The sequence below is a fragment of the Paenibacillus woosongensis genome, from assembly GCF_030122845.1.
Taxonomy (GTDB): Bacteria; Bacillota; Bacilli; order Paenibacillales; family Paenibacillaceae; genus Fontibacillus; species Fontibacillus woosongensis_A.
The window spans coordinates 3,480,674-3,507,233 of sequence record NZ_CP126084.1; the positions used below are offsets into that span (position 1 = coordinate 3,480,674).

At 51.1% G+C, this 26,560-nt stretch carries 21 protein-coding genes; all 21 read right to left on the reverse strand.

All coding sequences use genetic code 11. From position 1 onward, the window contains the following. Positions 1-221 precede the first annotated feature (221 nt). Entirely contained in the window at positions 222-977 is a 756-nt protein-coding gene (locus tag QNH46_RS16110) for a cell division protein FtsQ/DivIB (RefSeq protein WP_213590255.1), read from the reverse strand. Positions 978-1,049: 72 nt separating this feature from the next. Beyond that, positions 1,050-2,330: a UDP-N-acetylglucosamine 1-carboxyvinyltransferase gene (gene murA / locus QNH46_RS16115; RefSeq protein WP_244996369.1), complete on the reverse strand. Its 1,281-nt coding sequence runs from the start codon at positions 2,328-2,330 to the stop codon at positions 1,050-1,052. A gap of 16 nt (positions 2,331-2,346) precedes the next feature. Then, on the reverse strand, positions 2,347-3,252 hold the full coding sequence (gene murB / locus QNH46_RS16120) for a UDP-N-acetylmuramate dehydrogenase (protein ID WP_213590251.1): 906 nt from the start codon (positions 3,250-3,252) through the stop codon (positions 2,347-2,349). A 218-nt stretch (positions 3,253-3,470) separates the two neighbouring features. Then, positions 3,471-4,589, reverse strand: a complete 1,119-nt coding sequence (gene murG / locus QNH46_RS16125; RefSeq protein ID WP_283925182.1) for an undecaprenyldiphospho-muramoylpentapeptide beta-N-acetylglucosaminyltransferase — start codon at positions 4,587-4,589, stop codon at positions 3,471-3,473. 6 nt (positions 4,590-4,595) lie between these two features. Then, positions 4,596-5,693, reverse strand: coding sequence for a stage V sporulation protein E (spoVE, locus tag QNH46_RS16130; RefSeq protein ID WP_213590247.1), 1,098 nt, complete (start codon positions 5,691-5,693; stop codon positions 4,596-4,598). A 49-nt stretch (positions 5,694-5,742) separates the two neighbouring features. Continuing rightward, positions 5,743-7,167: a UDP-N-acetylmuramoyl-L-alanine--D-glutamate ligase gene (gene murD / locus QNH46_RS16135; RefSeq protein ID WP_283925183.1), complete on the reverse strand. Its 1,425-nt coding sequence runs from the start codon at positions 7,165-7,167 to the stop codon at positions 5,743-5,745. Between the two features lie 4 nt (positions 7,168-7,171). Next, positions 7,172-8,137, reverse strand: coding sequence for a phospho-N-acetylmuramoyl-pentapeptide-transferase (mraY, locus tag QNH46_RS16140; protein WP_155610396.1), 966 nt, complete (start codon positions 8,135-8,137; stop codon positions 7,172-7,174). A 26-nt stretch (positions 8,138-8,163) separates the two neighbouring features. Continuing rightward, positions 8,164-9,561, reverse strand: a complete 1,398-nt coding sequence (locus QNH46_RS16145) for a UDP-N-acetylmuramoyl-tripeptide--D-alanyl-D-alanine ligase (RefSeq protein ID WP_283928464.1) — start codon at positions 9,559-9,561, stop codon at positions 8,164-8,166. Next, on the reverse strand, positions 9,561-11,051 hold the full coding sequence (locus QNH46_RS16150) for a UDP-N-acetylmuramoyl-L-alanyl-D-glutamate--2,6-diaminopimelate ligase (protein WP_283925184.1): 1,491 nt from the start codon (positions 11,049-11,051) through the stop codon (positions 9,561-9,563). Before QNH46_RS16150 ends, QNH46_RS16145 begins: the two co-directional genes overlap by 1 nt. An 83-nt stretch (positions 11,052-11,134) precedes the next feature. Beyond that, positions 11,135-13,084 carry a stage V sporulation protein D gene (locus tag QNH46_RS16155; RefSeq protein ID WP_283925185.1) on the reverse strand — a complete coding sequence of 650 codons (1,950 nt, stop codon included), beginning with the start codon at positions 13,082-13,084 and terminating at the stop codon, positions 11,135-11,137. Positions 13,085-13,167: 83 nt separating this feature from the next. After that, entirely contained in the window at positions 13,168-15,414 is a 2,247-nt protein-coding gene (locus QNH46_RS16160) for a penicillin-binding transpeptidase domain-containing protein (RefSeq protein WP_283925186.1), read from the reverse strand. A gap of 21 nt (positions 15,415-15,435) precedes the next feature. Then, positions 15,436-15,864: a hypothetical protein gene (locus tag QNH46_RS16165; protein WP_155610400.1), complete on the reverse strand. Its 429-nt coding sequence runs from the start codon at positions 15,862-15,864 to the stop codon at positions 15,436-15,438. Between the two features lie 22 nt (positions 15,865-15,886). Further along, positions 15,887-16,840: a 16S rRNA (cytosine(1402)-N(4))-methyltransferase RsmH gene (rsmH, locus tag QNH46_RS16170; protein ID WP_283925187.1), complete on the reverse strand. Its 954-nt coding sequence runs from the start codon at positions 16,838-16,840 to the stop codon at positions 15,887-15,889. 20 nt (positions 16,841-16,860) lie between these two features. Then, on the reverse strand, positions 16,861-17,298 hold the full coding sequence (gene mraZ / locus QNH46_RS16175) for a division/cell wall cluster transcriptional repressor MraZ (protein ID WP_155610402.1): 438 nt from the start codon (positions 17,296-17,298) through the stop codon (positions 16,861-16,863). Positions 17,299-17,603: 305 nt separating this feature from the next. Then, positions 17,604-18,872, reverse strand: a complete 1,269-nt coding sequence (locus tag QNH46_RS16180; protein WP_283925188.1) for an adenosylhomocysteinase — start codon at positions 18,870-18,872, stop codon at positions 17,604-17,606. Between the two features lie 55 nt (positions 18,873-18,927). Further along, positions 18,928-20,568: a bacillithiol biosynthesis cysteine-adding enzyme BshC gene (gene bshC / locus QNH46_RS16185; RefSeq protein ID WP_283928465.1), complete on the reverse strand. Its 1,641-nt coding sequence runs from the start codon at positions 20,566-20,568 to the stop codon at positions 18,928-18,930. A 146-nt stretch (positions 20,569-20,714) separates the two neighbouring features. Then, the gene (locus QNH46_RS16190) at positions 20,715-21,650 is read right to left on the reverse strand and encodes an ABC transporter ATP-binding protein (protein WP_283925189.1); all 936 of its coding nucleotides are present in this window, start codon (positions 21,648-21,650) and stop codon (positions 20,715-20,717) included. Next, positions 21,647-22,642 carry an ABC transporter ATP-binding protein gene (locus QNH46_RS16195; RefSeq protein ID WP_283925190.1) on the reverse strand — a complete coding sequence of 332 codons (996 nt, stop codon included), beginning with the start codon at positions 22,640-22,642 and terminating at the stop codon, positions 21,647-21,649. Before QNH46_RS16195 ends, QNH46_RS16190 begins: the two co-directional genes overlap by 4 nt. Positions 22,643-22,653: 11 nt before the next feature. After that, positions 22,654-23,604 (reverse strand): ABC transporter permease, encoded by a 951-nt coding sequence (locus QNH46_RS16200; protein WP_283925191.1) that lies wholly within the window; start codon positions 23,602-23,604, stop codon positions 22,654-22,656. A 3-nt stretch (positions 23,605-23,607) separates the two neighbouring features. Further along, positions 23,608-24,540 (reverse strand): ABC transporter permease, encoded by a 933-nt coding sequence (locus QNH46_RS16205; protein ID WP_155610406.1) that lies wholly within the window; start codon positions 24,538-24,540, stop codon positions 23,608-23,610. 180 nt (positions 24,541-24,720) lie between these two features. Beyond that, a complete protein-coding gene (locus QNH46_RS16210) occupies positions 24,721-26,421 on the reverse strand; it encodes a peptide ABC transporter substrate-binding protein (RefSeq protein ID WP_283925192.1) in 1,701 nt (566 codons plus the stop codon). Positions 26,422-26,560: the final 139 nt, after the last annotated feature.

The following is a 26,560-nucleotide window of genomic DNA, read 5'->3' on the forward strand; positions in this document are numbered from 1 at the left end:
TTCAAAATTGTTATAGCCTTATAAAACACACACTCTACATATTCAACATCGTTTGACCTTTCCCTCTTTTTTCTACAATTTTTTTGAATTCCATCTTTTGCATAAAGTAGGATAAAGGTAACGATATAATAGGTTCCCAGACCTTTATGTCCAATGCTATAAAATTAGACAAAAGGGCTTCTTTAAAAACCAGCCCATAAAATGTATTTTATCATTGTTTCTCATTCATGAGTAGTATCATTTTGATCGTCATGCGGCTCGTAAGGGACATAGGAATCCGCTTCAAGCATAGTAAGTATTCCGGGATCCTGGGACTCCAAAATGGAGTTCATGTACTCAAGCTTCTTCGAAAGAAGCGAAATGGCTGTCACCACCTCAAATTTGGAGCCGGTATACAGCTTGATCCGATCCGGATATGACAAGGTAGGTGAAGGCACGATTTCCGAAATGTCAGATACCTGGTCATCCGGGATTTGCGCGAGAACTTGGCAAAGCTTGGACAAATTCGGATCATCCGCCTTCCATCCCGTCAAGATCGGCTTCTCCATCGGCATCGATCCGATCCCCAGGCTGATTTTTGTCCCATTGGCTAGAAAACCCTTCAACCCTTCATCCACGGTCAGTTCATAAGCTGCCAGCGGATATTCCTTAACACGGATCGTAATTCCTCCGGGAAAGGATTTGTTCACCTCGACATCCTCAATGGACGGAATCTTCGTCATACGCCTCGCTATCGTATCCGAGCTCGTCCCAAAAAATGGAGCGCCCACCTTGAGGCCGCTGATTTCCAGCAAGTCCTCATTTGGCGTATACGAGCTTCCTTCAAACGTAATGCTGGAAATTTTGCTTAAAGAAGAACGAAAAAAAAGCACTGCGAGCAAAGACAGGCACAGGAGAATTAAAATCCCGGCTACTTTTTTGCTGCTTCTTCTTTTCGGTTTTGGTTGCTTCAACACCGGCATATTGGCTTTAGACATAACTTTTCTCCGTATTATTGTAATGTGCAAAGCCTTTATCCCCTCCGGCGGAGGGGATAATTCAAGGCATCATTAGGCCAGATCCAGCTGCTTGAGTACAGGAGCATCACGTCTCACGACGCCTCCAAGCCGCTGAAACATCATTTCTATCCGATCATAACCACGGTCAATGTGATATACTCGCTCAACGATCGTCTTGCCTTGCGCGGCTAATCCGGCAATCACGAGTGCGGCACCGGCTCTCAAATCCGTCGCCTCCACGGTAGCGCCATACAGTCTAGGCACCCCGCGAATAATCGCTGCGTTCATATCAACGGAAATATCCGCACCCATCCGCACTAATTCATCAACATGCTTGAATCGACCTTCAAACACCGTTTCCTTCATTAAGCTAACCCCGTCAGCTAAAGATAGAAGCACCATAACCTGGGACTGTAAATCTGTAGGAAAAGAAGGATAAGGTGAAGTAATGATACGTTCTACCGCTTTAAGGCGGCCTATGCTGCTTACCGTTATTATATCATTGTAGGTGCTTATTTGAACACCTGCCCGGCGCAGCACATGAAGCAGAGAGACCAGATGGGAAGGATTGCAGTGCGTCAGGGTGACCGTTCCTCTTGTGGCTGCTGCGGCAATGAGCGCTGTGCCCGCCACGATCCGATCGGGAATGATCTCGTAATCGCACGGGCTGAGCCGCTTTACCCCCTGGATCGTAATCGTGTCGGTACCGGCCCCCATGATGCTCGCGCCCATGCGATTAAGAAAATTTTGCAGGTCCTGGATTTCGGGCTCCCGTGCCGCATTCGTAATTACGGTAGTTCCTTCAGCCAGCGCCGCAGCCATCATAATGTTCTCCGTAGCGCCGACGCTCGGAAAATCAAGATGAATGTCACTGCCCACAAGTTTGCTCGCCCTGCACCAAATCTGATGATCATTCTCCTCGATTACGGCTCCAAGAGCCTGTAATCCCCGTAAATGCAGGTCGATTTTCCGTTCGCCGATCGCGCATCCGCCGGGCTGATATATGCATACTTCCTTGAACCTTGCCAGCAGCGGCCCCATCAAAAAAATAGAAGAGCGCATCTGCTTCATCAAATCCTCAGGCACATGGCTGGAATCCGCTCCGCTGGCATCGACCATGACGGTGTCGTCCTTATGAACCGTTTTACAGCCTAATCGGCTCAAAATGCCAAGCATAACATCAATATCGAGCAAACGAGGAACATTTCGAAGTTGCACCGCCCCCTCAGACAGCAAGCTGGCAGCCAAGATAGGCAGTGCGGCATTTTTCGCTCCATGGATTTGAATGGTTCCTGATAGGGGTCGCCCGCCTTCAATCACCAATTTGTCCAATGTATCACCTCCGAGTTTACCGTTCACCCACGAAGTAAACCTCCGGCACCAAAGCGATATCATATTTTGAGGCTATGGTATCCTTGATTAGCTCCATGAGCGCGAGAACGTCCTCTGCTGTCGCTTGCCCCGTATTGACAATGAAATTGGCATGCAGCTCGGATATTTGCGCTCCGCCTATACTCCTCCCCTTAAGTCCTGCCGCTTCGATCAGCCTTGCCGCATGATCCTGTGGCGGATTACGGAATACGCTGCCCGCGCAGGGCTGCTGCAACGGCTGAGTCTTGCGGCGGCGATCCTTATAGGTAGCCATGGCAGCCGCGATCTCCAAACGATCCCCTTCCTTCAGGGTGAAGATGGCATTGGCCACTACTCCGCGGCTCCCATGCAAGATGGAATGGCGGTACGAGAAATCCATATCCTGCGCATTGTAAGTTACCAACTCACCCGTCTCCAGAACAATTTCAGCGGATTTAAATATGCGTGACACATCAGACCCGTGAGCGCCAGCGTTCATATATACGGCTCCACCGACGGTTCCTGGAATCCCCCCAGCAAATTCCAGACCGGTCATGCCTTCCTTCCCCGCCATAATGCTCAATCTCACGAACGAGGCGCCTCCCCCCGCTTCGGCCTCGGTTCCCCGAAATTGGATCTGCTCCATTTCCCTGCCCAGCTTAATTACCGCACCGCGAATGCCCTTATCGGATACAAGCATGTTGGAGCCCTTGCCTACCATTAACCAAGGAATTTGCTCTTCATGAAGCTGGCGAATCAAATTTGCCAGCTGCCGCTTGTTCTCTGGGATGATTAGAGCGTCGGCCGGCCCTCCTATTTTCCATGTCGTATACTTCGACATCGGCTCGTTTGGCAAGACCTTGCCCACTTCCTGCTCTGACAATTTCGATATCCATTGCTGCATCTGAAAATCCCTCCTTGACTAACATGCCGAATCCCGTCCGGTAGTCAGGCCGTCCGATGATCGGTTCTATCCGTATATTTCCACCGGCTGCATGGGTTCGCGGAGACGACGCAGGAAGACGTCTTTCCTTCTGGTCCCCGCATGGATTGTCACGATTTATATGGTATATTATGCCCTCTGAAGTAAGAGTGTGACAAAGGCCCAGCACCGGCAGTACTCTATCGTTTTCCTTGACTTCGAACAAGCCGCCGCATTTCCTCCACGATCAAATGAGCCGATTCCGGCTTGCCGAGCTTCCTTGCTGCTGCTGACATTTTTCCGTGAAGGGAAGCTTCCGTCATAATTCGTTCAATCGCCGCAAACAATTTGCCGCCGTTTAATTGGGGCTCGAGGATCACCTCGGCTGCTCCCGATGTCTCCAGCGATCTCGCATTTTTCTCCTGATGATTGTTCGTGACGTTCGGCGACGGAATCAGGATAGACGGGATGCCCAGGGCGGTAATCTCAGCCAGGAAGGACGCTCCGGCCCGGTTCACAATCAACGAGGTACATGCCAGCACCTCCGGCATATTGTGCACGTAAGGCAGCACCCGCAAGTTCCCCGGAATCTCGCCTAGTTTGGCAGCGATTGCCGACTTTGTAGTTTCATAGTAGCTTTCGCCGGTAACATAAATAAAAGAAATATGCCCCAGCTGAGAGACGGAAGACGCCATATCGATCATCGCTTCGTTGATCGCTTTTGCCCCGCGGCTTCCCCCGACAACGAGAACGATCGGGCTGTTCGGCGGAAGCCCCAGCGAAGCATATCCCTTGGTTTTATCCGCTTCAAAAACAGTCGTGGCCCGAGGATTCCCGGTATACAGAATTTTCTTCGCCGCCGGAAAGGCAGCACCCGATCCTTCGAAGCTGACTGCTACCGTGGATACGTATTTGCTCAAAAAACGATTCGTCAGTCCGGGTACCGCATTCTGTTCATGGATAATGCTCGGAATGCCGAGCTTCGCCGCTGCATAGACGACGGGACCACAGACGTATCCTCCCGTTCCAATCACCACATCCGGCTTGAACTCTCTCAGAAGCCGTTTGGAAGTACGCACGCCCTTCACGAAACGAACAATCGTTTTAACGTTATCAAACGACAATTTCCGGCGAAAGCCGGTAATATTAATAGCTTTGAATGGTATGTTCTCTTTGGGCACCAGAGAGCTCTCAAGCCCCCGTTCGCCGCCAATATATAGAAATTCGGAATCAGGGTATTCCGCACCGCATTGTTTTGCGATCGCCAGAGCGGGATAAATATGTCCCCCCGTTCCGCCGCCGCTTAGCACGACGCGCATACTTGTTCACCTCGCATAACGGGATAAATTCAATAGAATACCAAGCGCCGTCAGCATCAGCGTAAGCGATGAGCCTCCGTAGCTGATCAGCGGCAGGGTGATGCCAGTGACAGGCATGAGACCGATGACGACGCCGATATTGATAACAACCTGTACAGCTACCATACCGACAATTCCGACGGCAAGCAAGCTCCCGAAGCTGTCTTCCACTGTCATCGCCACTCTCATGCCCCTCCACACTAAGATGAGAAACAGTAATAGAACTAGTAATCCGCCGATAAAACCAAGCTCCTCGGCCAAAATTGAGAAAATGAAATCCGTCTGCGGCTCAGGAACATAGCTGTATTTCTGGCGGCTCATCCCCAGCCCCAGACCTGCCAGTCCACCTGGACCGATCGCATACAGCGATTGAATGATTTGATATCCGGCGCCAAGCGGATCAGACCAGGGATCGAGAAAGGCGGTAATCCGCTGCAAACGATACGGCGCAGCCAAGATGAGCCCGACGAAGCCGACTGCTCCGATCGCAGCCAGCCCGGCCAAATGCCTGATTCTTGCTCCGGCGGTAAAAACGATCAGCAAGGATGCGCCCATCATGACCGTGCCGGTTCCTAAATCCGGCTGCAGCATGATGAGGCCAAACGCTAGTCCCATGATGCCCAGAGGCGGCAGCAGCCCTTTTGTAAATATCGTAATCTTGTAATCTTCCTTGCTTAACCAGTAGGAAAGGAACAAAATCATTCCAAGCTTCATGAACTCGGAAGGCTGAATCCCAAAGGAGCTGATGCCAAGCCAGCTTCGCGCACCGCCCCGGACAACGCCTATGCCGGGAATAAGCACAATAACGAGCAGGACAAAGCAGACAAGCAGACCCAGCTTGGCATATTTCCGCAGATGGCGAAAATCGAAATTCATCATGAAGAACATAGCCACAAGGCCTAGCACAGCAAACAACAGCTGTCGTTTGACGAAATAAAAAGAATCTCCGTAATCATGGAAAGCGAGTACAGAGCCCGCACTGTATACCATTACAATTCCGATAGCCAACAGTCCCAATATGCTGGACAGCAGCCAAAAATCCGGCGCCATGCGATTTTTGCCCATCGTGGAAGCCACCTCTTAACCAAAAGTAGGGGCTTTTCCACCCCCCTACTTAAAGGGTATGCACTGCCTCTTTAAAAATGCGTCCCCGCTCCTCGTAAGAAGCAAACATGTCCCAACTGGCGCAAGCAGGCGACAGCAGGACGATATCCCCCGGCTCCGCCAGACCGGCAGCCTGGAGGGTCGCGGTACGCAGCGTCTCGGCAGCACTGTCTCCAGTATCGACAAGCAAAGCGTCCGATAATCCAGCCAGCTCGGCGACGCGGGCTATTTTCTCCCTCGTCTCTCCCAGCGCCACAACGGCTTTAACCTTGTCCCGAAATACGGGAACCAGCTCCATGTAATCGGAGCCGCGGTCCAGCCCTCCAGCGATGAGCACAATCGGCGCCTCCAGCGCCTCGATAGCCATCGTCGTCGCCTTGGAGTTCGTCGCTTTCGAGTTGTTATAGTAAGTCACACCCTCTTTAACGGCAACGTACTCCAGCCGGTGCTCCACGCCACGGAATGCGCACAGCGGCTCAACAAGCTGCTCAGGGCTTGCTCCTGCTGCAAGGCATGCGGCAATCGCAGCTAGAGCATTCTCTGTGTTGAAGCGTCCCGGCAAGCCGATCTCGTCCACTCGAATAATCTCCATGACGGCACCCTCTGCATTCCTGTAAACGACCGTTCTTGGCTGGGAGTCCGAATTTTGCGGCAAATACGGAGGTTCGACATAAATTCCCTCGGCCTTTAGCCGCTCCGTCATCGAAAACGGAAAAAGCTTCGCCCGGATATAAGGGACTAGCTCCCGGCAGATTGGATCATCCCAATTGATTACGGCGGTGTCCGCTTCCGTCTGATTGGCGAACAGCTTCGCTTTCGAGGAAACATAGTCCTCCATCGTGCCGTGATAGTCCAAATGGGTCTCGGCGACATTAAGCAGCACCCCAATTGCAGGGCGAAACTGCTGCGTCCCTTTAAGCTGGAAGCTGCTCAGTTCTACAACCATCCAGTTGTCCGCGCGGGCTGCCTCGGCTGCCTCGCAGAGGGGCGTTCCGATGTTGCCGGCGACGATCGGATTAAGGCCCGCGTTTTGCAGCATGCTGCCAATCCAGGTCGTCGTCGTCGTCTTGCCGTTTGAGCCCGTTATGCCGATCATTGGCGCAGCGCATAAGCGGTAGGCAACTTCGACTTCGGTCACGACATCAATCCCCAGCTCAAGCGCTTTAACGACAGGCGGCGCGCTGTAAGGAATGCCTGGATTTTTTACGACCAGCTCGATTCCCTGATGTATCAGATCGTCCGGGTGCCCCCCGCATAGAACAGAAATTCCCAAAGCCTCTAATTCAGAAGCTTCGGGACATTGGTCTCTGTCCTTTTTATCGTTAACGGTTACGATCGCCCCTTGGCGATGCAGGGTTTTGGCAACTTGAACACCGCTTCTTGCCAGGCCCAGGACGACAACCTGCCGTCCCCGGTATTGTTCTGGATGCTTCATCATATTACAACCCCTTGTTTAAATAAAGTCCAACCCCGGCCAGCAGCAAGCCAACGGCCCAAAAAGTAACGACGACCCGCCATTCCGACCAGCCCGACAGTTCGAAATGGTGGTGAATCGGACTCATCTTGAATATTCGTTTGCCGCGAGTCTTGAAAGAAATAACCTGCAGTACGACGGACAGCATTTCAATGACGAAAACCCCGCCGATTACAAGAAACAAAAGCTCGCTCTTCGTAATAATGGCAATGGCTGCAATCGCGCCTCCGATGCCAAGCGATCCGGTATCCCCCATGAACACTTTTGCCGGATGGGCATTGAACACGAGAAAACCCAGCACCGCACCGATCATCGCTGCCGCACAAACCGCAGCCGGTATCGACGTAGCCTGCATCGCGATGACGGCATATGCCCCGAGAGCGATGGCGCTCACGCCGGACAGCAATCCATCCAGTCCGTCGGTAAAATTCACCGCATTACTGATAGCAAGCATCATGAGGATAATAAATGGATAGTAGAACCACGCCCCCCAGTCAAAGGCTATCGACGTACCCGGAATGCCCAGCGCGGTGCTGTGTCCTTCGGAAATCAGCAGGGCGCAGACGATGCCGGCGAACAGCAGCTGTCCGAACAATTTCTGTCTGGGTGTCAGTCCCAAAGAACGTTTAAATACGATCTTGATATAGTCGTCCAGAAAGCCGACTAGTCCGAAGCCAAGCGTCGCCACGAGCAGCACATAGAAATCCGTATTGATCACCGAGAATTTCAGAAATGCCAGCGTGAAGGCCAATATAATGACGATACCGCCCATCGTTGGCGTCCCTGCCTTCTTCTGGTGGCTCTGCGGTCCTTCGTTTCGAATCTGCTGTCCGAACTTCATCCGCCGCAAAATCGGAATAAGCAGCGGAGCCGAAATGACGGCCAGTATAAAGGATACTCCTATCGTTAACAATATAAGTCCAAAATCCATGGGATCACCCCCTTATTAGCCGGTATTTATTGAGGAAGCTCGCTATTTTTGACGGCCTCCACGACTTCTTCAAGCTTCATGCCCCGAGACGCCTTGACGAGCACGATATCCTCGGGATGCAGGATCGCCAGAAGCCCTTCTATAAGCTCAACTTTATCAGTATATGCGTGAATGCTCCTTTGGTCCAATTGCCCTGCGGCGCCTGCCGCGATCTTCGCGCCTAGAATTCCATAAGTGAACAGCTGGTCCACTTTACCGCCTTTCATAAAGGCACCGACCTCCCGGTGCAAAGCGTCCTCGGCGTCCCCAAGCTCCAGCATATCGCCCAAAACAGCAATTTTGCGTCTATACCCCTTCATGTTCTCAAGCACGCCGATCGCCGCCTTCATGGCCGTGGGACTTGCGTTATACGCGTCGTTCAATATCGTGATACCACTGCGCCCCTTCACGATCTCGATCCGCATGCCCGTCAGCTTGATTTGGGTCAGCCCTTCCTTGATCGCGGCCTCTGTAACCCCGAAATATCGGGCGACAGCGATGGCCGCAAGACAATTGACGACGTTGTGCTGGCCGAGCAGCGGCAAATGAAGCGGTTCGTTGCTTCCGGCGCTGGACGTGAACACCGTCCCGTCATCCAGGAACATCAAGCCGACAGGATAATCATCATTATGCGGCAGCAGACCGAAGGTTACCGTATCGAAATGATCCGGTTTGAGCGTCGCCGGTTCCGACAGAACCTCTTGAATCAGCGGCTCGTCACCGTCATAGACGAACGTTCCCCCGGGCCTGAGCCCTGCCAATATTTCCAGTTTGGCCCGGGCAATTTCCAGCCTGGACCCCAGCTGCAGCAAATGCGCTTCACCAATATTGGTGATGACCGCTACTTCCGGCTCGGCCAGCTTGGAGAGCAGCTCGATTTCATGGCGCCCGCTCATGCCCATCTCCAGAACGGCAATTTCCGTATCTTCCGGCATGGCAAGGATCGTTAACGGCAGGCCGATATGATTGTTGAAGTTCCCTTGCGTTTTATGCACTTTGTACGTCGTAGACAGCAAAGAGAAAACGATATCCTTAGTCGTCGTCTTGCCGTTGCTTCCGGTAATTCCAACTACCCTGGCTTTGCTCTGCTTGAGGTAGTTTTGCGCCAGCCGCTGAAGAGCCGCCAGCGTATCATCTACGATCACAGCCGGCCCAGGAGGCGAGCCTTTGGCTTTGTCCCATAATATAGCCGCTGCACCTGCTGCGAGGCAATCTCCGGCAAAATCATGGCCGTCAAATTTCTCGCCCACCAGCGGTATGAACAGACAACCCTCTATAATGCTGCGAGAGTCTGTCGTTATCCCTTGTATCATTAATTCGGCATCCTCCAGGCTGCGGAGTTCACCGCCGCACATCGCCGCTACTTCTCTCAATGTTCTCTTGATCACTTGTTTAAGCCCCTTATCGCTTCTTTGGCAACGATCCGATCGTCGAAGTCATGCACTTCCGTGCCGATCAGTTGATAGGTCTCATGACCTTTCCCCGCAATCAATACTACATCTTCATTGCTTGCCATTTCAATAGCCTTCCGGATCGCCTCCCGCCGGTCGACAACCAGCTCATAGCGCTTCTGGTCGACACCATCCTCCACAAGCCCGAACGCAATGTCATTCAAGATCGCCACAGGATCCTCCGTACGCGGATTATCAGATGTAACGATGACATGCTGCGCATATCGGGCAGCTATTTTCCCCATGACGGGCCGTTTCGTCCGGTCGCGGTCCCCGCCGCAGCCAAATACGCAGATAACCCGTCCTTGGGCAAACTCCCCTACCGTGCGCAGCACGTTTTCGAGCCCGTCGGGCGTATGGGCATAATCGACAATGACCGCAAACGGCTGCCCTTCATCCACAGCCTCAACCCGGCCGTCCACCCCTTTTACAGCCTCCAGGCTCTCTTTGATACGATTCAGCGGAACACCCTCAAGCAAAGCAGCGGCTATCGCTGCCAGAGCATTGTACACATTAAATTTGCCCACCATCCGAAGCGTAATATCGGTGCTGCCCTGAAACGTATCAACATGGAATGTAGTCCCCCGAGCCGTAATGGCGATGTCCGATGCCCGGATATCGGCCGCATGCTCAACGCCGTAAGTAATGACCTCGGCCGCCGTTTGCTGTGCGAAATAAACGGAAGCCGGGTCGTCTGCATTTATCACAGCATAGCTGCGCAGATCAGGATCTTCCTCATAGATATTCCCAAGCCGTGAGAAGAACAGTCCTTTGGCGGCGCGATATTCTTCCATCGTATGATGGTAATCCAAATGATCCTGCGTCAAATTCGTAAATATGGCGGTACGGAAACGCGTGCCTTTGACCCTTCCCTGTTCAAGCGCATGTGAGGATACCTCCATAACGCAATAATCTACATCGCTTTGCACCATTTCAGCTAAATAACGCTGCAGATCCAATGACTCCGGTGTCGTTCCCGGCATCGGGAAGGTTTGCCCCCCGTATTTCCGTTCAATCGTGCCAATCAGCCCCGTATTGCTGCCCTGATCCGCAAGAATACGTTCAATGAGATAAGTCGTTGTCGTCTTACCGTTCGTCCCGGTCACACCGATAACTTTTAGGCGCGAGCTCGGCGTCCGGTAGAATACATTGCTTAATATCGCCATCGCCAGTCTGCTGTCCTTCACCTGCAGCTGAGGCAGATCGACATGCTCCAAATACCGCTCTACGACCAGCGCAACAGCTCCCCGCCGGGCGGCTTCCGGAGCAAAATCATGCCCATCCACCGTATGACCCGGCAGGCAGACGAACAGGTCGCCAGCGTTCACTTGCCGGGAATCGATGGCGATACCCGCGCACGCCGTCTCTTTATTACCATGTATTCTCGATGCTATTAAATATGTAGCCAGCTCTGTCAGCAGCATGTAAGACCCCTCCGTCAAATTGTTGCGTTCCTTTTCAATGCACTCACTTATATTATCACCAAGAGCATGGTTTTTCAGGAATATTATTCACTATGGTCATGCTCGATACCAGCCTCGGATTCTTGGCCCATGTAAATCCGGATGGTTGAGCCGCTCTCCACCCGCGTTCCCGGCTTCGGCGCCTGATTAATGACGATATTGCCAACCCCTGATTTAGCCAAGGAGAAGTTCATGTTCAAGTCCTCGTAGATTTCCTGCACGCTATGCCCGATCAAATCGGGAACAGTTACGATTTTCGTTTCTCCGTATTTGTACTTCTTTGTCATCTGATCCTTACGGGGAGGGACTTCCATGTACTCCAGGGCATCGGTCAATATATTGCGGACGATTGGTGCAGCGACAACGCCCCCGAATTGAATGCCTTGAGGATTGTCGACTGCGGTGTATACAACGATTTTCGGATCGTCTGCAGGGGCAAAGCCGATAAACGAAACGATATGCTCGCTTGTCGAATAACGGCCATTCACCACCTTCTGGGCCGTTCCCGTCTTGCCGCCGACTCGGTAGCCGTCGATAAAAGCATTGCCCCCTGTGCCGTTCGCGACGACGCTCTCCAGTGCGCTCCTTACTTGCTTTGAAGTCGCCTCGGAAATGACCTGCCGGACAACAGTCGGCTCTACCTCGTCGACAATCTGGCCGGTGTCGGGATTGGTCCATGATTTCGTCACATGGGGCTTATAGAGCTTGCCGCCGTTAATGGCCGCCGACACCGCTGTAATCTGCTGGATCGGCGTAACCGAGACCCCTTGCCCGAATGATGTCGTCGCCAGCTCTACGGGACCTACCTGAGAAAGCTTGAACAAAATGCCGTTCTCTTCCCCGCTCAAGTCGATCCCCGTTTTGCTGCCAAAGCCGAAATCCTTAATGTACTTGAACAGAGTCTCTTTGCCGAGCCGCTGTCCAAGCGTTACAAATCCCGGGTTGCAGGAATTTTCCACGACCTGCAGGAAGGTCTGGCTTCCATGACCGCCCCTTTTCCAGCAGCGAAGCGAGGCGCCGGCTACTTTAATAAAGCCTGGATCAAAGAAACCTTCGTTAAGATTGACTTTCTTCTCCTCCAAAGCCGCTGCCAGGGTAATGATCTTAAATGTTGACCCCGGCTCATAAGTCATCCAGATCGGCAGGTTGCGGTTGTACACCTCGGCGGTGTATTCCTGATAATTTCCCGGGTCATATCCCGGGCGAGAGGCCATAGCCAGTATTTCTCCGCTATTGGGATCCATCGCGATAGAAATCGCCGAATTCGCCTGCAATCTGGCCATCGCCTGATCGAGCTCCCGTTCCATGATGCTCTGAATCGTCTTATCGATCGTAAGCTGCAAATTAAGCCCATCCTTCGGCTCAACGTATTTCTCCGACGAGCCCGGCATCAGCCTGCCGCCCGCGTCGGACAAATACGAGATACTGCCGCTCATCCCGTTCAGCTGGCTGTCGTATTTCTGCTCGACACCGGTCAGTCCCTGATTGTAGCTGCCGGTAAAACCAAGAATGTGGGCAGCCAGCCCTCCATAAGGATAATACCTTTTGTTATCCTCAGCAACAACAATACCCGGGAGAGCCAAATCACGAATTTGCTGTCCTTTATCCATCGTAATTTTGCGTCCGCCGGGCTGCAGCCTGACTATCGATTGTCGCTTCGTGATCGTTTTGAGAATCTGTTCTTCACTCATCCCGAGCAGCGGCGCCAAGCTGTGCGCAGTAGCCTTCGGGTCCTTGATCTGCACCGGAATCGCCATGACCGTTGGCGTAGTTATATTATAGGCGAGCGTAACCCCGTTGCGATCGCTGATTTCCCCCCGTTTAGCCGAGAAAGGGATGTTGCGCCGCCAGGAGTCCTCCGCTTTAGCCGACAGCTCCGCTCCTTGCCCTAGCTGTACGTAAGCGAGCCTGATAACCAGGGCCGCAAATAGCATAACCAGCAGCAGCAGCAGAAGCAGCAGTCTTCGCCTGATGGTAATCTTGGATACTTTCATAGTTTGCCCCCCCTGTTCGTTCCTCACAAGACATGATCGTACTGCTATCATGACTATTCAGGACAAACAGGGGTTAGAACAAGCTATGGGGATGGCTCGCCAGATTCCCCTGAATCAGTCTCGTTCTTATCATCACCGTCCTCGTTTTGAGCGGAAGCGTCCTCTCCCGCGGCCTCCTGGTCACCCTCCTTGCTAAGAGGCTCCAGCACAAGCGTAACCTGCCTTTGGCCTTGAACTTCCGTTACCTGCTGATCAACGACAAACCCTTCGCCTACGGTTCTTACGGCTACCTGGAGCACAGACAACAGCTCCAACGCATCGCGCAAAGATTGCCCCTTCACATTAGGGATGTTCAAATGCTGGCCTTCTTCCGTGAGAATGTACATATGCTGGCCAGGCTTCATATGAGTCCCGGCCTTCGGAAATTGGGAGACCACCTTGCTTCCGTTACCCAGCGTCGCATAGGAAATCCCCTTCCCTGCAAGTAAATCCTTGGCTTCCTGCACACCCAAGCCGCTAAGCTCCGGCGCCTTTGCGCCAGTTGCGGTCGCAGAAGAGTTCGCTGCCTTATCGATCTGCTTCGGCACTCCCATATATTGCAGAACCTGGTTCAGTATTTTTTTGACGATCGGCCCTGCAGCCGTACCGCCGCCAAGCTCGGAATTGCTAGGTTCGTCGATCAAGACGAGGATAGCAATCTTGGGATCATCTACAGGGGCGTAACCCACGAAGGAAACGACCTGTTTCGTATAATCATACCCGCCCTTAGCCGCCTTAACCGCGGTTCCCGTCTTACCTGCGATACGATACCCGTCTATATAAGCATGCCGGCCGGTACCAATCTTTAGATCAGAGACCACCTGCTCTAGATATCCGCTAACTTCCTTCGCCTTCTCCGGTGATATGACTTGGCGGATGACCTTCGGCTGAGTTGTCACGGTCTCCCCCGTATGAGGATCCGTAATGGATTTGACAATATGCGGTTCCATCAATTTGCCGCCATTAGCTACCGCAGCTACCGCGACAAGCTGCTGGACTGGCGTTACGAGCAGCTGGCCGTGTCCGTAAGACATGGCGGCATAGTCTGCCTGGTATACAGGACTAACTAGCCCCTTCGCTTCTCCGGGAAGCTCGATGCCTGTCTTTTGGCCGAAGCCGAAATTGTCGACGTACTCTTTTAGCAAATCAGGACCCAGCTTCTCATAGCCAAGTTTGACAAAAGCAACGTTACTGGAGCGCTTGACTCCTTCCAAATACGAGATCGCTCCCCATCCCGACCGTTTGACGTCGTGAATTGTCTGGCCGGGTACGCGAATACTGCCGGACATGAAGCTCTCGTTCGGATTGAACATACCTTCCTGCACCGCTCCAGCCAGCGTTACAATCTTGAACGTCGAACCTGGCTCATAGACTGATTTGATCGCATGGTTGTAGAAATTCTTCTGGTCGACGCCCTTCCAATACTCGTTGGGATTATAAGTTGGCATGTTCGCCATGCCCAGAATCTCCATCGTTTTCGGATCAACTGCTACTACCGTCATGCTGATCGGCTTCAGTTCGGCGAAAGCTTCCCTCATCGCCTCTTCGATATAATACTGGATTGTATAGTCAATCGTCAGCTGTAAATCCTTTCCATTCCTTGCCGGCGTGAAAATTTCGCTAGCCTTGGGGATCTCGATTCCACGGCCGTCGCTCTTATATTCAAGCGAACCGTCCTGGCCTCTCAGCTCCTCATCGTAGTATGCTTCGATGCCCGTGCCCTGTACAGCCTCGCCTTCGCGATTGACATAACCGAGCACATGCGCCGCCAGGCTGTTCTTCGGATAATATCGCTTTTGATCCTTAATGAGAATGATGCCTACATCTTCAAGTTCATGCTCTTTCATCAGGTCATCTCTTAATTTCTCAACCTGTTCCTTTACGTCCTGATCGACCTTCCAGCCCTCCCTGCGCACTTCTCTCTGCCTATAGAACTCGCCGTCTTCGTTCTTGGCATTGACGAGCTCGCGCAATTCATCCTCTTTCTTGCCGAGTATGTCGTGAAGCCCCTTCACGATATCTTCCTGGATTCCCGCCTCATGAATCAGTTTGGGATTGATGGCCACGGTGTAAGCAGGAGCATCCACCGCCAGAATATCGCCGTTACGATCGATGATTTTGCCGCGGCTGGCCGGTATTGTCTTCTTCTTGGACCATACCTTTTCCGCATAGTCTTGCCAGAAATCCGCCTCAACGACCTGTATCCAAAACACTTTTCCCATCAATACAGCAAAAAAGAGGGTAATAACTCCCCCTATAAGCAGCGTCCGCAGTTTGATTCTTTTGATCATGGCTAGAACCTCTTTAATTCTTTATTTTCTGGCTACCTTGGCTGCGTCTTCCGAATTCGCAGTTTTGCTGCCGGACTCCGTCGAAATTTGTACGTGAAACCCTTCTTCATTCGACTCCGTATAACCGAGCTTGGCGGCTTCCTGAGGAATTTGCTCCTCTAGCTTTTCTTTCTGAATTGTCAGCTCATTCATCTCGGCATTCAGCTTCTGCATGTCGGTATTCAGGTTATACATTTCGCGCTTCATGTTATACAGATTGGCATTTTGCCACAGCAAACCACCCATCACGGCTACACAGAACATGATAGTGAACATATATAGCAGCTTCTCCCGAACGGGAAGAGCGGCTCTGCGGGTAACAACCTTCGTCGTTTCACGGTAGCGCTGCGACTGATTGCCGCGTTCATGAGCTTTTTCTTTTACTGCCAAATTACCCCGTGTATAGGCCATTTCTCGATTCCTCCGCTACAGATTACAATTTCTCCGCTACGCGCAATTTAGCTGAACGCGCACGGGGATTATCGGCCAATTCCTCCTCGGAAGGAACCATCGGCTTCCGGTTAATCAGTTTGAGTTCACCCTTCCCTCCGCAAACACACATCGGGAAATCCGGAGGGCAAGTACACCTCTCGACAAATTTTGCGAAAATTTGCTTGCAAATCCGGTCTTCCAGCGAATGAAATGTGATGACCGACACTCTGCCGCCCGGCGCTGCGCAACGAATTGCAGCATGCAATCCGTCCTCGAAGGCGCCCAATTCATCGTTAACCGCGATCCGCAATGCCTGGAAACTTCGTTTGGCCGGATGTCCGCCAGTACGGCGCGCAGCGGCTGGAATCCCTTCTTTGATGAGTTCAACCAGCTGACCGGTCGTCTCGATCGGATGCTCGGCACGCCTCTCGGTGATGACTCTGGCAATTCGTCTAGAAAATTTCTCTTCACCATACTGATATAAAATACGCGCGATTTCGCTCTCCGGCCATTCATTCACGATTTCTCTTGCGGTCAGGCCGGCCGTCTGATCCATTCTCATGTCCAGCGGGGCGTCCGCATTGTAGCTGAAGCCCCGCTCGCCCTCATCGAATTGAGGTGATGATACGCCCAGATCGAACAAAAAACCGTCAACCTGAGGCACGCCGTCCTTCTTAGGAACCCAGTCGAGCTCCGACAGCTTTTCCTGCAAATATCGAAAATTGCTTCGCACCAAGGTTAGCTGCTCTCCATAAGAGGATAATTTGGCTTTGGCATTCTCATGCGCCCAATCATCCTGGTCAAAGGCGATCAGCCGTCCTTCCGCTCCAAGCTTGGACAGAATTACCGAGCTGTGCCCTCCGCCTCCCAAGGTACAATCTACATAAATACCATTCGGCTTGATGCGCAGCCCCTCTGTCGCTTCTTCCTTAAGCACTGTGATGTGATGAAACAAGCTGCAGCCCTCCAGACCGTCTACAAATCAAAATTAAAATCAACCAGTTTCTCCGCAATGTCATTGAACGTGTCCTCCGATTGCTGGAAGTATTGCTCCCAGGTGTCACGGCTCCAAATTTCAACCCGATTCGACACGCCAAGTACAACGCAATCCTTCTCAAGCTTAGCGTACTGCCGCAAATTTGCCGGTAAATTTACCCTTCCCTGTTTGTCCCACTCGCATTCTGTCGCTCCCGAGAAAAAAAAGCGGGTGAACGCACGAGCATCAGACTTCATTAAAGGGAGGGCCTTCAGCTTCTGCTCCAGCACTTCCCATTCCTGCATCGGATACACAAAAAGGCATTGGTCCAAACCGCGGGTCACTACGAAAGAGGCCCCGAGGAGATCACGAAATTTAGCCGGTATAATTATCCGGCCTTTGTCATCAATGCTATGTTGGAACTCCCCCATAAACATTGAACCGTCACTCCTTACCTCTTTCCCCCACTTTGCACCACTTTCCACCACTCATGACATTAGTTATTCTGCATTCTAGCGTAAAATCCTCCTACAATGCAAATTATTTTTCGAAGAAAGCGTATATTTTTGCGATTCTTTGAATACTTCCATGTTTTACATAAAATAGTTAGGTATTAAGCACGTTGACAAAAGGTCTAAAGTCCTATCAGCCTCCATTTCCCGCTCACGTCAAAAAAGACAGCCGGGAAATATTTTCCCGCCTGTCTTTGATAATAAATGCAATATAATAATTCATTTTGAGCTTAATGCTCTTGCCAGCTATCCAAATAAGCGCGTTGTTCTTCCGTTAGACGGTCGATGCCGAAACCGAGGCTTTCCAGCTTGTAACGGGCAACCTGCTCATCCAGCTCATAAGGCACGTTAACGACAGTTGCGCCGATTTCTTTATAGCGCTCATTGACGTATTTCAAGGACAAGGCTTGCAGAGCAAAGGTCATATCCATAATTTCGGCAGGGTGTCCGTCGCCTGCCGCTAGGTTCACCAGACGGCCTTCGGCCAAAACGTATATTTTGCGTCCATCCTTAAGCTGATATTCCTCGATGTTGCGTCTTACGGTGCGTACGGAAACGGAACGCTCCTCGAGCTCCGGCTTGTTAACCTCAACATCGAAATGCCCTGCGTTGGACAGAATTGCTCCGTCCTTCATTACATCGTAGTGCTCGCCGCGAATAACGTCGCGGTTGCCCGTCACCGTTACGAAGAAATCGCCCACTTTGGCAGCTTCAATCATCGGCATAACATGAAACCCGTCCATGTAAGCCTCGACCGCTTTGATCGCGTCGATTTCCGTTACGATAACGTTGGCTCCGAGTCCCTTGGCGCGCATGGCAACCCCTTTGCCGCACCAGCCGTAACCGACAACAACGACCGTTTTGCCTGCAACGACAAGGTTCGTCGTCCGGTTAATGCCGTCCCAGACCGATTGGCCTGTTCCATAGCGGTTGTCAAACAAGTATTTGCAATATGCATCATTGACCGCAACCATCGGGAACTTCAGCTGGCCTTCCTTATCCATCGCTTTGAGGCGCAAAATACCGGTTGTCGTTTCTTCGGCGCCGCCGCGAACGTTCTCCAGCAGGTCGGGACGCTCGGAGTGCAAAATGCTGACCAGGTCGCCTCCGTCGTCAATGATCAGATCAGGCTTGTTCTCCAGAGCGCGGATCATCAGCTCTTTATATTCCTTCGGATCGGGATTATATTTCGCAAACACCGTTACGCCGTCCTCGACAAGCGCCGCGCATACATCATCCTGCGTGGATAGAGGGTTGCTGCCCGTTATGGTAACCTCAGCTCCGCCCGCTTGCACCACTTTTGCCAGATAGGCGGTTTTGGCCTCCAAGTGCAAAGATATAGCCACCTTCAAACCTTTAAATGGCTGCTCCTGCTCAAATTGCTTGCGGATGCGGCTAAGCACCGGCATATGGGCTTCCACCCAGTCGATTTTCAAATGGCCCTCTGGAGCCAGCTTCAAATCCGTAATTACGCTGTTCTGAATCGCTTTTGTTGTCAATGCAGTAACCTCCCAATCATAATCTGTGATCACAATTTCGCTTGCTGAGTTGCCTTTACATGTAAATCATTCTATGATGCCCCATCATGTCATACGGAACTTCCATCAGACGGTCAATCCAATCGAACCCGTAGCGATTTAAATAGGCAAAAATATTGAATACCCTTTCCTGTGGCTTGCGCTGTGGAAACAGGGACAGTTCAATACGGTCAAAATGGCGCAGGCCCGTTTCATTACTTCTCTCAAGCGCATCCTTGACGCGCGTCTGCATAAAATCCATCTGTTCGATGATTTTGGCTTTATTTGCACCGCCCAGTTTGAGCAGACCCTTTTCTACGCTGCCAAGCTGCTCTATCAATGGATCGTACATACCAGCGAAGGCTCTCTTCATATCCTCGAACTGCTCAACCAGCCGGAGCTGATCCTGTCTTGCCAGCCAATCTGCCTTGATTCTGTCAAATATGGCATGATCCATTACATCATCCCATGTCAGCCCATATTTGTCCATATGCTTTTGCAGTTTGTCGTCCATAACTGTAAACGACATTCTTGGCAGTAAGATCGGCATCCGCAGCTGCAGCAGCTCAAACGCCTTGCCCGTCAGGGCCCAATATGCAATCTCCCCGTTGCCCAGCACGGAACCGAGCACAGGAAGCAAATAATCCTGCATCACAGGCCGGGTCAGCACGTTGTTGCTAAAGCGCCCAGGATGGCTATGAAGCTCGTCGAGCAACTCGTTCGGAGTAAAGGAAACCAAACCTTTTCGGTCAACAAATCGGCCTTCACGCTTAAATAAGAGCAAACGCTCTCCTTCAGAGACGTAGAAAAGATTTGCGCCTCCCTCCGCAACCTCAGCCTGCGGATGGAAGCCTTGAGCGGCAATCTCTCTGGAGGCCGCATGATACGCGGATTCCAGCTCATCGTTGCTCCGGATCATTGCCTCGAACATCGGTGCTTCCAGCCGCCGCAGCGCCGGATCCGCGGAATCCAGCAGGATGAGGCCATACTTTCCGAACCAGGTGCCGAGCAGCCTTGCAAACGCATCAGTCAATGAACCGGATACGGCCAGCGTATCCCTCAATTGCTGCAGCAAATCGGCTTTGAATTCGCTATCCGGGAGCAGCCTCTCCAGCTCTGTAGCGGCATGGTTCCACTCCTCCTCGCTGACCGTAGTATGGCTGACCGGCCCCCTGCGGCCTTCCTCGCGCGGAATGCGGATGCGGCTTACCTCAAGACTTGGCGAGAGCACATATGTATGATTCACCTCATCCCAGTCATGATCCTCTCCGGCAATCCAGAATACGGGGACAACATCCCGCCCTAGCAGGGAAGCCGCCCGCTCAGCCGCTTTAATGATCGTTGCAGCTTTGTATATGACAAGCAAAGGCCCCGTGAACAAGCCGCTTTGCTGTCCTCCAGCAATAACGACAGTTCCCGGCTGCTCCAGCCTGCTCAACGAACTCATCACGGCAGCCTCCGGATTAAGCCGTTCATTATATTCGCGCAGCCGGCTGACAAGTTCCTTTCGCCCGGCCCGTAAATGCTCCGTCTGATCCAGCCACTGCAGTCTAGCCGTCCAGCTTCGATCGTTTGCCGGACATCCTCCGCCGTATAAATGCTCTACTGCCTCATAGTCCGACAGGTAGGACTCTGCCAGCGGTTGACCGGATTGTAAAGGCTCTTGAACAACGTTCATCAGGTTCATATCCTCCTGTTCCTTATCGAAAACCTCCATTCGATTGTACCGAATGTACTCCTTTCCCGTCAAAGCGAATCTATGTTTTCAATAAATAAGCTCTCCCAGGCGGCGAAAGCGGCGCTGAGAGAGCTCATCGGTTTTTGTTATTTTTTCGGCATCGATACCCAGTGTCCCTTGGTTACCTCAACCAGCTCGGAATTTTCCAGATCAAAGGCACCGCCGCCGGAACCGCCTTTGGCCGAATGGATTGGCCCATTGGCATCGTCCTCCAGCAAAATGCGCTTCTTATTAGCCTCGATTTCCGGATCAGGGATCGGGATCGCGGACAACAGCGTCTTCGTATACGGATGCATGGGATTAGCATACAATTCTTCGCTCTCTGCAAGCTCCACAATGCGGCCAAGGTACATCACCGCTACCCTGTCGCTAATATGCTTGACCATGGACAGGTCATGCGCGATGAACAGGTATGTTAATCCCAGACGATCCTGCAAATCCTTGAGCAGGTTAACGACCTGAGCCTGAATCGATACGTCCAGCGCGGAAATCGGCTCGTCGCAAATGATGAATTTCGGATTGACGGCAAGCGCGCGGGCAATTCCGATCCGCTGGCGCTGACCGCCGGAAAATTCATGCGGGTAACGCGTCGCGTGATCCGGGTTGAGACCGACCATATCGAGCAGCTCCTCGACCCGTCTCTTCCGCTCCGCCCGGCTGCCGGCCATATTGTGGATGTCCAGCGCCTCGCCGATAATATCGGTAACGGTAAATCTTGGATTCAGCGATGCGTACGGATCCTGAAATATCATCTGCATATCGCGCCGCATCGCCTTCATTTTCTTCGGAGGGAGCTTGCTGACGTCTACTCCGTTGAACTTAACACTGCCTCCAGTAGGCTCGTATAAACGGAGGATGGTCCGTCCTGCCGTCGATTTGCCGCAGCCGGACTCGCCAACCAGTCCTAGCGTTTCCCCTTCCGCAATGGAAAAGCTGATATCGTTAACGGCCTTGAGTACGTTGCCGCCGCCAACATTAAAATACTTCTTGAGGCCTTCGACCTCGATTAGATTTTTATTCAAGACGACTGCGCCTCCTTCGCCATCGGATGCAGGTCCCAGCACCGTGCAGTATGCGTGTCGCTAAACACGGTCGCTTCTGGATCGATCCGTTCACAAATCTTCATCGCCTGATCGCAGCGGGCTGCAAACGGGCAGCCTAGCGGCGGCTTAATCAAATCGGGCGGAGTGCCGATAATCGGAATAAGCGGCTCGCTTTTCTTCTGGTCGAGGCGCGGCATGGAACGAAGCAGTCCCTTGGTGTAGGGATGCTGAGGATTTTTGAAAATCTCCCATTTGGTCCCGGTTTCCACCACTTCCCCGGCATACATAACGATTACGCGATCGCACATGCCTGCTACGACGCCGAGGTCGTGCGTAATCAGAATGATTGATGTTCCAAGACGCTGCTGCATGTCCTTCATAACATCCATAATTTGCGCTTGTATCGTCACGTCTAGGGCGGTCGTCGGCTCATCGGCGATCAGCAGAGCAGGCCGGCAAGCCAGCGCAATTGCGATCATCGCGCGCTGACGCATCCCTCCGGAAAATTCATGAGGATATTGATTAAAGCGGGCTTCCACGTTTTTGATTCCTACAAGCTTCAGCATCTCGATCGCTTGGTCCTTAGCTTCAGCCGCTGACATATTCTGATGTTTGATTAACACTTCAGTAATTTGCTTGCCGACTTTAATCGTCGGATTCAAAGAGGTCATCGGGTCCTGAAAGATCATGCCAATGTCTTTACCGCGAATAGCTTCCATTTCCTTATTGCTTTTCTTGAGCAAATTCTGTCCTTGGAACAGGATCTCGCCTTGCTTAATGATCGATGGAGGGGACGGGATCAGGCGCATGACTGTCTGAGCCGTGACGCTCTTACCACTGCCCGATTCGCCGACGATAGCAACCGTTTCCCCTTTTCCTATTTCAAAGTTCATGCCACGAACGGCTTTTACTTCTCCGCCTTTAACCTGGAAGGATACATGCAGATCCTTAACTTGTAAAATCGGTTCCATCATTCCACCTCCTATTTCTTCAGTTTAGGGTCCAGCGCGTCGCGAAGACCGTCGCCGAATATGTTAAACGACAGCATGGTTAAGCTGATTAGAATGGCTGGGAACAGCATCCGCCAAGGGTAGTACAGCCAGCCGGTAAGCGCGTCACTGATCATTGAACCGAGAGATGCGATTGGCGCTTGCACGCCAAGTCCGAGGAAGCTAAGAAACGCTTCGGCGAAAATGGCATTCGGAACAGACAGAGTCACAGTAACAATAATCGGTCCTACAGCGTTCGGGAGCAAGTGACGGAATAGCAGGCGTCCCGATCCTGCGCCCATAGAGCGGGAAGCAAGTACAAATTCGCGGCTTTTGAGCTGCATAATTTCACCGCGTACAATCCAGGACATATTGATCCATCCGGTAATCGTCAGAGCCAAAATAATCGTGCCCAGACTCGGCTCCATAACGACAAGAAGGAGAATGGTTACCAGAAGGTAAGGGATGGAATACAAAATCTCCGAAAACTTATTCATGATTTCATCCACACGGCCACCAAAATAACCCATGATACCGCCGTAAATAACGCCAATCAGCAAGTCGATACAAGCAGCGGCCAAACCTACGACCAGGGAAATTCTCGCCCCCATCCAGGTACGAACGAACATGTCGCGCCCGAGGTCATCGGTTCCGAACCAATGCTCCGCAGACGGCGGCGAATTAGTATTCAGATAATCATTAGAATAATAGTTATATTCTGAAATCCTTGGTCCAACAATAGCCGCTAGAGTGATTAACAGCAGCATGAGTAAGGCTCCCATCGCCAGCTTGTTGCTGCGCAAGCGATACCATGCATCTTTCCAAGCTGAAATACTTTCACGCTGAATGACTTCCGCTTCCTTCTCGTCCGTGCCGATTTTACGGAAATCTTCCGGCTTCAGGTCAGCAGGGGCCGGCATTACTTTCATCGGTTTTAAATCCATCCGTTACCCCTCCTTTCCTTTGTTTAGTTTAATGCGGGGATCTACGAACATATATGCAATATCCGTAACAAACCGGGCCAACATCAGTAGGATGCCGTAGAAAATCGTAATGCCCATGATGACCGGATAATCGCGGACGCTTATCGCCTCAACGAACTGCTTACCAATACCGCCGATTCCGAAAATCTGCTCGATGACGACGGAACCGGTGACGATATTCGCAGTCATTGGCCCTAAATAAGTGATAACCGGCATAATACCATTTCGAATAACGTGGCGGAACAATATGGCCATCCAGCCGAGGCCCTTAGCTTTAGCCGTCTTGATATAATCGGCATGCAGCACCTCGAGCATGCTTGAACGGGTCAATCTCGCAATGAACGCGATCGGCTGAGCTGTCAAAGCGGCAACCGGCAAAATATAGTACATCGGCCCATTAAAGCCCATCGTCGGCAGTAATTGAAGTTTTGAAGAAAAGACGTATTGAAGCAAAGTTGCAACAACAAAGCTGGGAACAGCAATGCCAAGCACCGCTAACACCATCGCCACGTTATCGATCAGCTTGCGATGATACAGCGCTGCCAGCATTCCGAGCAGTACGCCCACAATAACCGCTACGATGATGGCAACCAACCCGAGCTTCAATGAAGTCGAAAACGTCTGCCCAATGATGTCGGAGACATCCTGGTTGATCTTCTTCATCGAAATTCCGAAGTCCCCTTGGACGATATTCCCCAAATATTTTAAATATTGCTCATAAACGGGCCTATCCAAACCTAATTGTTCATACAGGCGCTCCTTAATCGCAGGCGGAACCTGTTTTTCTGAGGTTAGTGGATCCCCTGGAATTGCTTGCATCAGAAAGAAGGTGGCCGAGATTAGAATGAACAATGAAACCAACATGTAGAAAAACTTATTGGCAATATAACGAACCATGCCCGTTAGCACCTCCTTTGATAAATTTCGACATAAATCGATTTTAGGATAATTCATTCACAATGTCTATTCAATATAATTGCCATAAGTGCGCAATGCTTGGAAGTTTCCTGACCGCATACAAAAAAACGGGATATATATGGAATACCCACATATATATCCCGGTGCAGCTATTCAAAATTACTTACGCGCGTCGGTAATGTAAGCGCGAGTATAGTCGATCGCACCGCTGAAATCGAGCGATACGCCTTTAAGCCATGGTTTTTCTACCGCTACGTTTGTATAGTAGTAGATTGGCATAATTGCCATATTGTCCTTAACAAGGATTTCCTCAGCTTTTTTGAAGTTTTCGTTACGTTTTGTGTTATCTTCGATAGCCTTAGCTTCAGCGATCAGCTTGTCGAATTCTTCATTCTTAAAGCCGATATCGTTATTACCGCTGTTGGAAGTCCACAGGTCGATAAATGTCATCGGATCGTTATAGTCCGCGCTCCAACCAGCACGTGCCACTTGATAGTTCAAGTTTTTGCGGTTTTCGATAAATACGGCCCACTCTTGGTTTTCCGTTTTCACGTCAACGCCAAGGTTTTTCTTCCACATATCAGCTACGGCAAGAGCAATTTTCTTATGCGCTTCACTGGAGTTGTAAGTCAATGTGATATCAGGCAATTTCGTGTAGCCTTCTTCTTGCATACCTTCTTCAAGGAGTTTCTTAGCTTCTTCTACATTCTCGGTGAAGTAATCGTCTTTAACCTCAGTACGATATTCATCGTTCACCCCTGCGATACCTGGAGGAATGAAGCCGAATGCCGGAATTTGCCCGCCAAGCGTTACTTTGTCGACGATAATTTGACGATCGATCGCCATGGCGAATGCTTTACGGATTTTAGCGTTGTCAAACGGTTTAGCTGTAACGTTAAACTGATAGTAGTACGTACTTGCAATACCTTTTACTTTATATTCATCTTTCAATTCTTTTTGAACAATCGGAATTTGGTCGGTAGGAATTTCCCCGTTCGGATGTCCTGCGCGATCCAATTCATTGTTTCTGTAACTGGTGATTTCAGTTGCTCCACTATTTACAAGGGACATCGTAATTTTGTTCAGCTTGATGTCGTCTTTGTCCCAATAATTTTCATTTTTAGTGACTTCGATCGTTTGCCCTTTTATCCAAGTCGTCAAAGTAAACGGACCATTTACGATCATTTTGCTTGCGTCTACTGCCCATTTCGCATCATCTTTAACAGATTGGTGGACAGGGTAGAAAGTATAGAAAGAAGTCAGACCAAGGAAGTATGGCGTCGGTGCATCCAGTTCAACTTCCAATGTGTAGTCATCAGTTGCCTTTACACCAACTTGGCTGAAATCTGTAATTTTGCCTTCATTGTAAGCTTGAGCATTTTTCAGGTAGTACAATTGGTAAGCATAAGGTGCAGCCGGCTGTGTGTTCGGGCTAAGTACGCGCTCCCATGCGAACACGAAGTCATTAGCCGTTACAGGGTCGCCGTTGCTCCATTTTGCGTCTTTGCGCAGGTGGAACGTATATTTCGTACCGTCTACATCCCATTTTTCCGCCGCAGCAGGAACAGGTTGCCCGTGCTCATCCATACGAGCCAGACCTTCGTACATTGTTTTGAGGACAGTGTTAGCTTGGCTATCTTGCGCTTGGGCAGGGTCGAATGTTGGAGGCTCAGCGCTCAGATTAACTCTAAGCGTTTGATCCGCTGCCAACTTCTCCTCACCGCTGCTTGCATTCTCGGCAGGTGTATTGTTCTTGCCGCCATCAGAGGCGCCTTTGTCATTGGAACCGCAAGCAGCAAGCAATGTGCTGAGTGCCAATACCAATGTCAAAAGAAGCAAGAGACTCTTATTCTTCTTCATCTAGCAATATCCCCCTTAAAATTTGTGGTATATGTTTTTAGATTATACAACCAGCGGTCAAAAAATCCAATACATAATTTCAGAAATTGAACTATTGTTAATAAAATCCTTTACATTTTCTTAACAAAATAGTCCTTTC